We start from the raw sequence: 13,020 nt of genomic DNA, 5'->3' as shown, positions 1-13,020 counted from the left end.
GTCCTCGCGGCGCTGCGGGCTTCTTTTGCCTACGGAACAGGGCGGCCGGAAAGGCGTCCCGCCTCCCCGACCGTCAGACATTGTTCGGCGCTTCCCGTGTTCAAGCCATCATCGAGATTGCACAGCACGACGCTTCCGGGGATAGTCCGGAAGGCATCTGGTGTGGCAGCACTCTGCAAGGCGGGGATGCCGAAAAGGTCAGGGTCCATATGGGCGACGAACGGGAGCGCCATCGGCGCTCCGTCGCGCGCGCTCATTCCGACTTCGACATGGTGGCGAAGTTGTAGACCTGGATGAGCATCGGGTTGTAGACGTAGCCCTTGACCACGGCCCGCCGCGCGAAGATGTCGTTCTTCTGCATCAGGTAGAGATAGGGTGCGTCTTGCGTCGACAGCTTCTGTGCCTCGAGGTAGAGCTGCTCGCGCTTCGGCTGGTCGATGATGCTAGCGGCCTCGCGAACAAGGCCGGCAACCTTGGGATTGTTGTAGAAGGCGCGGTTACCCGGGCCGCCCATCCGGTCCGGATCGAACCAGTAGTTCATGAACATGTAAGGGTCGGCGAAATCGGGCGTCCATGCGCCAGGCGCCAGGTCGTAATTGCCGCTTGCCGCCATTTCGCGTTTTGTGGTGTCGGCAACAGCCTGCAGATCGAGCTTGATGCCAATGTCGGCGAGATTTGCCTGCAAGGCGAGGCCGACCGGTTCCCAGGCCGTGTCTGCCTGCGAGAATGTGTAGGTCAGATGGATGTCGGATTTGCCGGCTTCCTTCAACAGTGCCTTGGCTTTCTCGACGTCGTAGCTGTACTGGAAACCGTTGGGGTCGTGCGCCCACATGCCGTCCGGAACAGCGCCGCGCATCTGCTCGGCCTGGCCCTGCATGATGCCGTCGACGATGCCCTTGTAGTCCACGGCATAGGAGATCGCCTGGCGCACGCGCGCATCGTCGAGCGGTGGGCGTTTGTTGTTCATATAGACGTAGTTGACGTAGAGGCTTGGATTGCTCTCGACAACGATGTTGGGATCGCCTTTGAGCGCGGCCGCCTGGTCGACCGGGACCTGTTCGATGATGTCGGCATCGCCGTTGACGAGCTGCAGGCGGCGCGCCGAGATTTCACCGACGGTGCGCACCACGATCTGCTTCAAGGCCGGAGTTGACCCGGCGTAATGCTCATTGCGATCGAGGACGACGCTCTGGTTGCGTTCCCAGCTGGTGATCTTGTAGGCGCCACTGCCGGCCGTGTGCTCCGCCAGCCATGCCTTGGCCATGTCGCCATCTTTTTCATGCTCCATCACTTTCGGATTGATGATGGCCGCGCCGGAGACGGCCATAGTCGAGAGGAACGGTGCGAACTGCGACGACAGGATGAACTTGACGGTGCCCGGATCGACGACCTGAACTTCCTTCAGCACGGGAAAAGCATCGGAAGGGCCGGCCTTGAGCTTCATTGCGCGGTCGAAGCTGAACTTGACCGCTGCCGCGTCGACAGGTGTGCCGTCATCGAATTTGTGGCCCTGGGCCAGCTTGAAAGTCCAGACCGTGTTGGTGTCGTCGACGGACCAGCTTTCCGCGAGCTCCGGAACGACCTCGGTGGTCGCGCCCTTGTAGGCAACCAGATGCTCATAGGCGGCATAGATGAAGGTATAGCCGCTGTTGCTGATCTCGACGCCAGGGTCCGCGGTCGGCGCGTCCTCCGCCCGGCTGAGAACCAGCACGTCCGAAGCGGCCCATGCTGTTTGCGTAAGCGATGATGTAACTAAAAGGGCTAGGCCCAGCTTCTTCCAGTGCGCGAAAACCATCTATCTACCCTCTGAGGTTCGGCGGACTCGAACGACGCCTGTTCCGGCAATTTGTCCGCAGGATCAGATTAGGCAGCGATTTTCCTAAGCGCAACTTATTTTCTTATCGTACGCGCCAGTTGATCGGTATTGGCGCGTGGCGCCAGTTTCGAAATGGCACTTTCAGCGATCGAGGACGAGCCGATCGCGTCGATCAGTTCTTTCTCGGACGTGGAGCAAACGCAGACAAAGCGCGCCGGCTTCTCGCTGACCGTCACGTATGCATGGCCCATCGTTGCGTCGAAATAGACGGAGTCGCCGACCTTCAAGGTCACTGGCTCATAGTGTTCGGTGTGGAGCTCGAGCTCGCCTTCGACCACATAGGTATATTCCTCACCGACGTGGCGGATGAAGGCGCCGAACTCTTCCATCGTGCGGGCGTGCGCCACGCCAAACATCGGGACGATCGACTTTTTCGAGATGTCGGTGCACAAATAGAGATAGTCGTAGTTCTTGGTCTTGATGGACCTGCCCTCGCCTGCCCTGCTGATCGTGCGGCGGCCCAGTGGGCTCGGGGTGGCTTCCGTGGCTCGGGTCCCGAACAGTTCGACAATGTCGACCTTCAGCCCATCGGCCAACTGGACAATGCGGTCGTAGGTCAACGACATCTGGTTGTTTTCAACCTTGGACAATGTCGATATGGCGAGCCCGGTCATCGCGCTGACTTGCGACAGCGTCCAATGGTTGCGGGTGCGGATTTCCCGCACGAAATCACCCAGGCTGGCTTTCTGATCCATCATTTCCGTTGCCGTATTCCCGCATTTCAGGCCTCAAAGATAGTACATTCTATTTTTTTGCGCGATACGGAAAACTTCTTGATCAATCGGAAAAATAAGTTTCTGATGAGATCAATCGGCTTGGAGTGAACGATGTTCGATTTTGTTGTTGTAGGCGGCGGCATGGCGGGCGCCTCTGCGGCCTATGAGTTGGCCGACGGAGCGAGCGTTCTGCTTCTCGAGCGCGAGGGCCATTGCGGCTACCACACGACTGGCCGCTCGGCCGCCCTCTTTTCGGAAACCTATGGCAACGCCACCATCCGGTCGCTGACGCGAGCCAGTCGCGGTCTGTATGAAACGCCACCGGCCGGCTTTGCCGAACATCCCCTGCTGACGCCGCGCAATGTGCTTTTCATCGCACGCGCCGATCAGGAAGAGAGCATGTTCAGGATGGTCGAGATATTCGCCCAGACTGGCGAAAAGCCGTCGCTGGCTCTCGATACAGACGCCGTGTGCAGGCGCGTGCCGATCATGCGAGCCGACTATGTGGCACAGGCCCTCCTCGATGAAACGTCGATGGACATCGACGTTCACGGCTTGCATCAAGGCTATCTGCGCGGGGCGCGCAGCCGGGGTGCCCGCATCGCGGTCTCCGCCGAAGTCGTGGATGTAGATCGGGGTCCCTACGGCTGGCGGGTCTCGACGAACAACGGGCAATTCGAGGCAAGGACGATCGTCAATGCCGCTGGCGCATGGGCCGACGCCATTGCAGCCATGGCCGGTGTTGCAACAGCCGGACTAACACCGCTGCGGCGCACGGCCATGATGCTGGACCTGCCTGATGGCGTGGACGGTTCATCCTGGCCGCTTGTGATTGACGTCGACGAGGAGTTCTATTTCAAACCGGACGCCGGGCGGCTTCTCGCTTCGCCGGCGGATGAAACGCCAAGCGCACCTTGTGATGCACAGGCCGACGAGTTTGACGTCGCCGTCGCCATAGACCGCATCCAGCAAGCGGCCGATCTGCCCGTCCGTTCGATTTCACGCCGCTGGGCGGGCCTGCGCACTTTCGCCGCCGATCGTAGCCCGGTGGTTGGCTTCGACCCGCGTTGCGAGGACTTCTTCTGGCTGGCAGGTCAGGGCGGCTATGGCATCCAGACCGCCCCGGCGCTGGCCAAGGTGGCCGCGGCGCTGGCACGCCGCAGGACAGTCGCCGACGAAATTCTCGAAACCGGCTTCGATCCCGATGCGGTGTCACCGGCTCGCGCCGGCCTTGGCAGCGCCTCACATGTCTCCGTTGCGTAGCTCTGGTTTTGGGGGGAGATCGGCCAATGGCCTTCAATCTTGACGCGCTGGCGTCGGTTGTTGTGGACGACAGCATCAAAGGCATTCCGTTCGGCGCAAGGCTCGGAATCGCCGATATCGCCAATCAGGGCTGGAATGTCCTGGCCGGCGACTTGCCACTGCCCGCGGCAATTATCCGTGCCGATGCGCTCGCCCACAATTCGCGCTGGATGCAGCGTTTCGTATCCGAGCGCGGCGCGCTGATTGCACCGCATGTCAAGACGACGATGTGCCCGCAGATCATTGCCCGCCAGATCGCCGATGGCGCTTGGGGCGTAACCGTCGCGACAGTCCAGCAGATGCGCGTCTGCCGCAATTTCGGTGCGGACCGGATCATCCTCGCCAATCAGGCGGTCGGACGATCGGAGCTCGACGCGATCACCGCGATGGTCAAGGAGCCGGACCTCGATTTCATGATGATCGTCGACAGCGCCGTCGGCATCGAAGCGGCGGCCGAAGCAGTGCGCCGCAACCGCCTCGACCGCCCGCTGCAACTGCTTCTCGAACGCGGCTACCCTGGCGGCCGCACCGGCTGCCGGACCAATGACATCGCCCTTGCCCTTGCCAGGCAGATACGCGCCACCCCGGAGCTTCGCCTTGTCGGGATCGAGGCGTTCGAAGGTCTGATACAGACCGAAAACGGGTCGCCCGAGCAGGCGGTCGGGCTTTTCATGGATGAAATCGCCGCGCTCTTTGGCCTTTGCGCGGATGATGGTTTGTTCGAGAGCGATGCGCCGCTGGTCACCGCCGGCGGCTCCTCGCATTACGATATCGTCATCGACAGGCTGGCGCACTGCACCGCCCGCGTGGTGACAAGAAGTGGCTGCTACGTCACGCACGATTCAGGGCTCTATCGGATCGCCCATCAGCGCTTGCAAGCCAAGATCGGAGAGCAGGACGGCCTGCGCCGGGCGCTTGAGATCTGGACCTATGTGCAGTCGATTCCAGAGCCGGGGCTTGCCCTGCTGACTGCCGGCCGGCGCGACTGCGGCACGGATTCGGGATTTCCCGTGCCGCTGCTCCTGTCGAGCGCGGGCGCCTATCCACGGGACTTGCCGCCAGGGTGCGAAGTGATCAACCTCAACGATCAGCACGCTTACATGCGCTTCCCGCCCGATCTACCGCTTGCCGTCGGCGACCGTGTCGGGCTCGGCATTTCCCATCCATGCACGACATTCGACAAGTGGCAGATCATCTACCTTGTCGACAGCGACTACAGGGTGATCGAAGCGATGAAGACCTTCTTCTGAGCATTCGGCGAAAGACCCTGACTGCTTCCGCTTGATTTCCGAGGAGACCACAATGAGCAGACTTTCCGCCGCTGCCATCGAGCTGTTCGAGGACCTGATCCGGCAGCAGGTCGAGGACAAGGCGATCCCCTCCATCTCCTATGGCCTTGTCGACCGCGACGGGCTAATGGGGGCAGGCCATATCCAGCGCCATGACCGCGGCTTCGTCATGGGCGACGACACCTGTTTCCGCATCGGCTCGATCACCAAGACCTTCACCGCCGTCGCCGTCATGCAGCTGGCCGAAAAGGGGCTGGTCGACCTCGATGTCGATGTCTCCGAATATCTGCCTGGCTTCAAGCCACAGAACCCATTTGCCGGGCGCGAAGGCGGGCCGCACGGCGCGCAGATCAGCCTGCGCAAACTGATGAGCCACACCGCCGGCCTGGTGCGCGAGCCCAAGAGCGGCCACTATCTCGACGCGGCGCGGCCGCCGCTGGCCGACACCGTTGCCGAACTCGCCACCTCGACACTGAAGCAGGATCCGAGCCTTGGCCAGATGCATTATTCCAACGCCGGCATCGCCGTGGCCGGGAGGGTCATCGAGACGCTGACGCGCAAGAGCTATGCCGAATACGTCAGTGAGAACATCCTGAAGCCGCTTGGCATGGACCAGACCTCGTCGGGCCTGGCGCCCGGCATTGCCGAGCGGCTCGCGCCTGCCGACATGTGGACGCTGGAAGGCGACAGCCCGGCGCCTGTGTTCGACCTTGGCGGCCCACCGGCCGGCAACATCTATTCGACCACCAGTGACATGGCGCGCTATGTCCAGTGCCTGCTGCGCGGCGGGTTCGCGCCGGATGGCTGGCAAATCGTCTCGCCCGGATCGCTACGCGAGATGTGGGTGCCGATCGGCAAGCGCGCCTCAGGCGAAAGGGTGGCGAACACCTATGGCCTGTGCTTCGGCGTCGGCGACGTCGACGGCTGGACGTCGGTCGGCCATGGCGGCGCCGTCTACGGTTATTCGTCCCAGATGATCCTGCTGCCCGCTGCCGGCGTCGGCGTGCTGATTTTCTCGACGCTGGATTTCTCTAATCAGATAGGCGCACGGCTCGGCGTCGAGGGCCTGCGCATCGCGCTGGCCGAGCGCCGTATGGGAACACTGCCGGTGCGGCCGCAGGGCCTGCCGCCCGTCGCCGCCGACCAGCTTGTGGCGCTGCCTGGCCACTACCGGCACGACACCTCCGGCGAAGTCGTCGAGGTCAAGGCCAAGGCCGGCAAGCTCTTTCTGATGGGCGAAGGCGTGCCGTTGCAGATCCGCCCTGTCGCCGGTTCGGATTTCACCATTGACGGGCGTATCTATGGACACGGCGCTGAATATCCGCACATGAACCTGTCGTTTCCCGCTCCCGGCGCACTGGTGTGGAAAGGGGTGAACTGGTCGCGCATCGACGCGCTGCCCGCTGAGGCGGTGCCGGCCGAAATCGCGCCGCACCTCGGCGAATACGGCCCGGACTTCAACATCACCTATCTGAGCTACAGCCATGGCGAGCTGAAATGCCTGATCGAGTATTTCTGCACGCACGGCTGCGAGCCAGTGGAGGCCGGGCGCTTTCGCATGCGCGGCCTCCTCTACGAGGAGGAGATCCTCGAAATCGACGCCATCGACGATCACGGCCGGCGCGGCATCCGGGTCGGCCCGATGTTCCTCGAGCGCCGGCACGCGCCGGCCGCCTGAACGGAAGAACGCCAATGGCAATGCCGATTATGATGGAATCGCCGCTGGCTGCCCGCATGCGCATCAACGGCCGTGAGGTCGATCATTTCTGCAGCACCAGCTACTTCTGTTTGCATGGCCACCCCGAGGTCATCGAGGCCGCCTGCACCGCCACGCGGCAGTTCGGCATGGGTCCCGGATGCAGGCCTATACCGACCTGGGCGAGCGGCTTTGCACGTGGTTCGGCGTCGAGCACGTCGTTTCCATGATATCGGGCTACACTGGCCCGATGACGCTGCTGCAGGGGCTGCGCGACGATTTCGATGTGGTGTTCGTCGATGCCGCCACGCACTACAGCGCCCGCGACGCCATCCCCACGCTCGGCAAGCCAGCCCACAGCTTCGGCCATCTCGATGCCGGCAGCCTGGCTGAAGCGTTGTCGCGTGATGTCGGAACGGGGCAGCGTCCCGTTGTGGTGGTTGACGGCGTCTTTCCCTCGACAGGCGCATTGGCGCCGCTCGCGGATTGCCCCAAAGCGATGGCGCCGTATAACGGCGCGCTTTTATGCATCGACGATTCCCACGGCGCCGGCGCGATCGGCGAGAGTGGGCGCGGGTCGCTTGAACATGCCTGCCTCGAGACTGAAGGAAACTATTTTGCGGGCACGCTGAGCAAGGCTTTCGGCGCGCTCGGCGGCGTCATTCCGGGCGACGCGGCACTTGCCGAGAAGGTAGGCCGCAACGCCATGATCATGCGCGGCGCGTCGCTGCCGCCGCCGAGCGCGGCGGCAGCGGCTGCGCATCCTGCAGACGACGCCGCGAATGCGTTGCGACCTCGTCCGCAATGTGCGCCGCATGAGAAGCGGTTTGCGAGAGCTGGGCTTCGATGTCGACGACACGCCGATCCCTATCGTTTCCATCAGGGGCGACATCGACTTCGACGCGCTGCAAGCCCGGCTCGACGAACGCGACATCGTCGTCAAGGTGACGCGCGGGATATTCCGACGCCCCCGACGTGCCGATGATGCGGCTGGCGATGTTTTCCGAGCATTCTCCCGAGCAGATCAACCGGCTGCTGTCGTCGATGGCCGAGCTACTTTGAAACAGGAAGACAGATCATGAAGGTATTCATCAGCGCCGACATCGAAGGCACCGCCGGCATCACCAACTGGGACGAAGCCAAGAAGGGAAATCCCGACTACGCCGAGTTCCGCGAGTACATGACCGACGAATTGGTCGCGGCCTGCGAGGGCGCCAGGGCGGCGGGCGCCACCGAAGTGGTGGTGAAGGACGCGCACTCCACGGCGCGCAACCTCATTCTGTCGAAACTGCCAGACTATGTCCGCATCGTGCGCGGCTGGAGCGGCCACCCTGACATGATGATGTTCGGCATCGATATCAGCTTCGCCGCAGCGCTTTACACCGGCTACCACAACAAGGCGGGAACCGACACCAACCCGTTGGCGCATACCTTGACCGGCACGGTATCGCGGTTGCTGATCAATGGCGAGGTCGCCTCGGAATATACGCTGAACGCGCTCTGCGCGGCACGCTATCGCGTGCCCTCGGCATTCCTCAGCGGCGACGCCGGCATGTGCGCGGATGCCAAGGTTCTGGTGCCGGCCATCGGTACGGTAGCGACAAGCGAAGGATTTGGCCCTGCGACCTCGTCACTGACGCCCGGAGCCGCCGTCAAGGCGATCCGCGACGGCGTTGAAGCGGCATTGTCACGCGACCTGTCAGTTTGCCTGCCCCGGCTCGCCGACAGTTTCGAACTGGTCGTCGAATACACCACTCCGGTCGAAGCCTATGGTGCCAGCTGGTATCCGGGTGTCGAGCACGTTGCGGCGCGCACGCTGCGCTTCAAGGCTGCGGATTTCTTCGATATTCAGCGCGCGGTGCGTTTTATCGTCTAGGGATAGGGAAAGACACCTTGCGCACCAGCCGTCACGCGCTGCAACGCTGATACATTTCGATGCGCGTTGAAGTCGCCGGTCGGACAGCCTGCAGAGCAGTTTCAGCCCTGCTTTGCGGCACGCACGAGCATTCCAAAGAGGTCATGCGGCTAATCAGGATCCGCAAGGAGATCCAGTTCTTCGTAAAGGCCGGTATCGGCGAGTTGGTCGCGCACCTAGCGGAGAGCAGAGAAATCCTCGGTGGCGAAGCCGATGGAATCGAACAGCGTCACCGCCGGTTTTGTTGCAACGACTGAATGGAATCGCAGAGAGGCCCAGTCCGAGGCCAATTGTGCGGCAAGAATTTCGAACTGCTCTGCTAGGGTCGGATTCGGATTGAAGGCGTATCTCGCCGATGGTTCTGTTCAATCCGGTTATTCAGGTATTTGCTCTTATAGTCGTCGGGGTTAAAGGCACCCTTCCTCACAACGTTCGTCCACACCAACACGCCCGACCAGAATCTCGCCTATCTCAACGGCAATGATTGCACCGGATTGGATTGCGTTCCGCAACTCGGCCTATGCAGTCCACGACTCAACCACCACTGTGTTCCTCATTATGTCGTCGCCGAGTTTTCTTCCCGATAGCGTGGTGGTGGACGTATATTCGTGCGCAGGAATGGCGAAGAGGCTGAAGAACAGATCGACCATGTAAACGCGTACGACAAGGTCGTTCGTGACTTCAATGCAGTGACAGGCCGCGAGGGTTTGAAATCACTGAAATTTGCTCTGGCCGCGCGCGAAGCGGCAGAGGACCGGCCGATCGGTGCAGGTCTGAGGTTCATTCATGAGGAGCGGTTCCAGTCAACCGCTCCTTGCCGCTTCCGATGAGCATGAGGTTGGGCGGGTTCGCATTACTGCCCGTTGCGCAGGTCCGCGATGACGTCAAAATTCAGCTCCACGTCGCTGAATGTCGCAGTTACGCCCGTGCCAGTGGGGGACTGGGCCCCTAGTCCGATCTTGACCGGCCGCTCATCCAGGCCGGTGATCGTGAACCAGCGCAGAAACTTCCAGAACTTCCCGTCTTCGGAGAAATGCAAGGCACTCGTTTTGCCGTCGCAGTAGATCCGAAGATAGACGAAAGCTCCGGAAAATTTGGGACCATCCGAATCGTCCGACGTGGAACGGGTGACGACGCTGACGATAGTAGGCAGTTGATCGGCGGAATACTCGAAAGCGACCTTCGCCCAATTTTCCTCATCGGCCTCGATGAAAAGCGCTCCAGCGTCATACGCGGATGCAAAATCAACCGACACCTTGGCCGACAGGGAAAATACCGGTTCAGCTGTTTCCCACACCAGCCGCGGCACATTGGCCATGCGTGCCGCGCCTGCGGGTGAGAAAAACCAGTCCGTCTTCCCGTCAGAACGAAAAGACGCGGTGCCGCCACTAACGGCGACGCTGCCATGCGCCGCTCCCTCTACCGTCATATCTTCAAGGCGCAAGATTATCTCCTATGGTTTTCCGGTACGAACCAGACGACGCAAGAAACATCGTCCCCTGCGCTCACTGGGGGCATGGGTGACGGCTCAGCTGGCCTGGCTCGCAAAGGTCCCAAGACAGGTCAGACGTTCAAAAATCTGCCGAACCACTCGACAGTGCTCGGAATGAGAACATTCTCTACGGTGTCCGGCGAGGTTTCGGCATTCCAGTCATGACCGGAATCCACCTCGACGAGATCATTGACCCCACCGTGATGGGTCAGCAGCGACCGTCCCTCCGCTGGCTGCGGCGCCACAATCATTTCTCGCCTGCCGACGACGACCCGCAGTGGACCGTGATATCTCGAGATTGCGACGGCAGGAGCAAACAGCGGCAGTTCCTTGTAAAACGCCGCCTTCAGGGTTGTCTCGCCTCCCCAGGAAAGCTTGGTTCTGATCTCCTCTGAGGCTTCTCCCGCGATGGCCCTGGCCACGGTCTCGGCGCCAACGAGGCTTGAAAAAGTCGACATTGGGTTCGTCACCGGCGCCCACAGTACTAGCGCGGATGCCTGCGGTCGTAGCGCGGCAACATGTGAGGCGACCAGACCGCCCTGGCTGTAGCCGAGAATGCCGACACGGCTACCGTCGACGTCGCGCAGCGTCTGTAGGTAGTCGTAAGCCAGCATCGCGTCGTTAATCTGGCCCGAAAACGTCGTGTCGATCCAATTGCCAGCGCTGTCGCCCGAACCGTTGAAGTCGATTCGCAGCGTTGCAATACCTTGCTCGGCTAGCTTCGCAGCAGCATAGGCGAACAGTCCAATACCCGTTTTGGCGAGCTGGAATTCATTCTTCTGACCCGTGAATCCGTGCAGCATCAGAACGACAGCCGGCGCTGGGATGCCGCAAGGCCTGTTAAGGATGCCAGCAAGGCCCCGGCCGTCACTGTCGATCCTGACTACCTTCTCGCCGGCGTCGCCGTAATTGCTGGCGTGGACGACTGTCCTCTCATCTTTAATGAACCTCGACTTCACCAGCCCGTCCCCTTACTCCTGCTCCAATCTCCGCGGTCGCGACTTCGGTATCGAATGGCACCGTGCCATGTCGGATAGTTCGCAGTGTCAATCCTTTTGCCTCCCGGCAAGCAATGACAAGGATAGTCAAGCCGCCTCTGACAGAAACGATGCCGCTCTCTCGCCTATCATGATGCAGACGGCGTTGGGATTTCCCGAGATTAGCGTCGGCATGACCGAGGCATCCGCCACGCGTAGTCCGTCAATCCCGCGGACACGAAGATCCGGGCCGACAACCGCCATTTCGTCCTGGCCCATCCGGCAGGTGCCGGCTGGGTGTAGCGCAGCATGGGCCGTTTCAAGGCAGAAATTTCTGATGTCCGAGCGGGTCTTCATAGTGGGCGCAGGCGTTTGCCGCGCCGCGATATAGCGGCTGATCGCCGGCTTCTCCATGATGTCGAGCGCAGCCATGGTGCCTTCGGTCACCGCGTCAAGATCGTAAGGATCGGAGAAATATCGGGGCGCGACTCGCGGATTTTCGGCAGGGTTCGCACTCTGGAGCGTGACTTCGCCGCGAGAGCGCGGTCTTATCTGACCAAGGTTGACGGTGCAGCCATTGCCGCCCGGAACAGTATCGACGCCTTCCTCGATACCGGCACCTACCACCATGAAGAACTGGACGTCGGGCACGGTTTCATTCTTGTTTCCCCACCAGAAGGCGCCGCCTTCTATCAGATTCGATGAAGCCGGCCCGCCACGAAACAGAAGGTAGTTCAGTGCTGCCGCGGCCTTCCAATGCAGCTTCTTGTATTTGTCGTAGCTGTGCGGTCCGTTGAGCTGGTAGACCAGCGACATCTCAATATGGTCCTGCAGATTCTGGCCTACGCCTGGTAGATCCATCTCCACCTGGATCCCATGTCTGCGCAGTGCGTCCGCCGGGCCGATGCCCGACAACATCAACAGTTTCGGCGAAGAGATTGCGCCTGCCGACAAGATGACCTCGCGCTCTGCGTGGAGAACCCACCTGCGACCGTTCACGAAATATTCGACGCCGGTCGCCCTGCCTTGTTCGACGATGATCCGGCTGACGCGCGCGCGTGTCCGAACCTGCAGGTTCGGACGACGGCGAACAGGCTTCAGGAAAGCAGTAGCGGCACTGCTGCGCAGACCGTTTCTGGCCGTGATCTGGTAAAGGCCAGATCCGGCCTGATCGCCAGAATTGAAATCGTGGTTATAAGGGAGACCCGCCTGCTGGCATGCCTGGAGCCAAGCGCGTGTTAGCGGATGAATGTTGTCAATGTCGGAGACCCCCAGCGGGCCGCCAACCGCATGCGCTTCGTTGCAGAACCTGTTGTTGTCCTCCGAGCGAAGAAAATACGGCAGCACATCGCCATAGTTCCAGCCGCTGGCGCCAAGTTCTTCCCAACGCGCATAGTCTGAAGGAACGCCGCGGATATAGATCATGGCATTGACAGAGCTCCCGCCACCCAAGACGCTCGCCTGGACCATTGTAGGCGTTGCATCGGGCGATTGCCCGGCCATCGGCTCCCAGGGGATTCGCTTCAGCAAAGGCCCTTGGGCAGTTTTGTAATACGCCCCCGGTATATGTATGTACGGGTTGATATCATTCGGCCCCTCTTCGAGCAGGACGACCGAGACATCAGCATTTTCGGACAGTCGGGAAGCAACGACACAACCGGTTGAGCCGCCACCGACGACGATGTAGTCGCACTTCCCTGCGACTGTCTCGGATCGCGGCAGAATTCCCCATCGAGCGGATCCAAAATTAGCCATGG

The 13,020-nt window shown here is 61.3% G+C and carries 12 protein-coding genes and 1 pseudogene; 6 read left to right on the top strand and 7 right to left on the bottom strand.

Features of this window, described 5'->3' with window-relative positions:
- Nucleotides 1–29 precede the first annotated feature (29 nt).
- The 3 genes from MAFF_RS27255 to MAFF_RS27245 form a co-directional block, all read right to left on the bottom strand.
- Nucleotides 30–257, bottom strand: coding sequence for a hypothetical protein (locus tag MAFF_RS27255; protein WP_032928856.1), 228 nt, complete (start codon nt 255–257; stop codon nt 30–32).
- Nucleotides 254–1,795, bottom strand: a complete 1,542-nt coding sequence (locus MAFF_RS27250) for an ABC transporter substrate-binding protein (RefSeq protein ID WP_010914230.1) — start codon at nt 1,793–1,795, stop codon at nt 254–256. The genes MAFF_RS27255 and MAFF_RS27250 overlap by 4 nt, the downstream gene beginning before the upstream one ends.
- Before the next feature lie 95 nt (nt 1,796–1,890).
- Complete coding sequence (locus tag MAFF_RS27245) at nt 1,891–2,574, bottom strand: helix-turn-helix domain-containing protein (protein ID WP_010914229.1); 684 nt, start codon at nt 2,572–2,574, stop codon at nt 1,891–1,893.
- Nucleotides 2,575–2,703: 129 nt separating this feature from the next.
- On the opposite strand from MAFF_RS27245, the gene MAFF_RS27240 reads away from it, so the two are divergent.
- The 5 genes from MAFF_RS27240 (at nt 2,704) to MAFF_RS27210 (ending at nt 8,755) form a co-directional block, all read left to right on the top strand.
- Nucleotides 2,704–3,855, top strand: a complete 1,152-nt coding sequence (locus MAFF_RS27240) for an NAD(P)/FAD-dependent oxidoreductase (RefSeq protein WP_010914228.1) — start codon at nt 2,704–2,706, stop codon at nt 3,853–3,855.
- Between the two features lie 26 nt (nt 3,856–3,881).
- Complete coding sequence (locus MAFF_RS27235) at nt 3,882–5,144, top strand: amino acid deaminase (RefSeq protein WP_010914227.1); 1,263 nt, start codon at nt 3,882–3,884, stop codon at nt 5,142–5,144.
- 52 nt (nt 5,145–5,196) lie between these two features.
- The gene (locus MAFF_RS27230) at nt 5,197–6,861 is read left to right on the top strand and encodes a serine hydrolase domain-containing protein (RefSeq protein WP_010914226.1); all 1,665 of its coding nucleotides are present in this window, start codon (nt 5,197–5,199) and stop codon (nt 6,859–6,861) included.
- 178 nt (nt 6,862–7,039) lie between these two features.
- Nucleotides 7,040–7,864: an aminotransferase class I/II-fold pyridoxal phosphate-dependent enzyme gene (locus MAFF_RS38365; RefSeq protein ID WP_010914225.1), complete on the top strand. Its 825-nt coding sequence runs from the start codon at nt 7,040–7,042 to the stop codon at nt 7,862–7,864.
- Nucleotides 7,865–7,957: 93 nt separating this feature from the next.
- Nucleotides 7,958–8,755, top strand: a complete 798-nt coding sequence (locus MAFF_RS27210; protein ID WP_010914224.1) for a M55 family metallopeptidase — start codon at nt 7,958–7,960, stop codon at nt 8,753–8,755.
- A gap of 149 nt (nt 8,756–8,904) precedes the next feature.
- Here MAFF_RS27210 and MAFF_RS38360 read toward each other — a convergent pair.
- Nucleotides 8,905–9,027 (bottom strand): annotated as a pseudogene (locus MAFF_RS38360) (ornithine cyclodeaminase); the annotation flags it as partial.
- Nucleotides 9,028–9,402: 375 nt separating this feature from the next.
- On the opposite strand from MAFF_RS38360, the gene MAFF_RS39385 reads away from it, so the two are divergent.
- On the top strand, nt 9,403–9,624 hold the full coding sequence (locus MAFF_RS39385) for a hypothetical protein (protein WP_010914222.1): 222 nt from the start codon (nt 9,403–9,405) through the stop codon (nt 9,622–9,624).
- Between the two features lie 23 nt (nt 9,625–9,647).
- Here the strand turns inward: MAFF_RS39385 and MAFF_RS27205 are convergent, their stop codons facing one another.
- The 3 genes from MAFF_RS27205 to MAFF_RS27195 all read right to left on the bottom strand — a co-directional run bounded on the left by MAFF_RS27205 (nt 9,648) and on the right by MAFF_RS27195 (nt 13,018).
- Nucleotides 9,648–10,238: a DUF1349 domain-containing protein gene (locus tag MAFF_RS27205; protein WP_244420627.1), complete on the bottom strand. Its 591-nt coding sequence runs from the start codon at nt 10,236–10,238 to the stop codon at nt 9,648–9,650.
- 119 nt (nt 10,239–10,357) lie between these two features.
- Nucleotides 10,358–11,245 (bottom strand): alpha/beta hydrolase, encoded by an 888-nt coding sequence (locus MAFF_RS27200; RefSeq protein ID WP_010914220.1) that lies wholly within the window; start codon nt 11,243–11,245, stop codon nt 10,358–10,360.
- Between the two features lie 126 nt (nt 11,246–11,371).
- Nucleotides 11,372–13,018, bottom strand: coding sequence for a GMC family oxidoreductase (locus tag MAFF_RS27195; RefSeq protein WP_010914219.1), 1,647 nt, complete (start codon nt 13,016–13,018; stop codon nt 11,372–11,374).
- Between the last annotated feature and the right edge of the window lie 2 nt (nt 13,019–13,020).

The organism is Mesorhizobium japonicum MAFF 303099 (assembly GCF_000009625.1).
GTDB classification, from domain to species: Bacteria; Pseudomonadota; Alphaproteobacteria; order Rhizobiales; family Rhizobiaceae; genus Mesorhizobium; species Mesorhizobium japonicum.
This window is presented reverse-complemented; position numbering and strand designations above follow the sequence as displayed.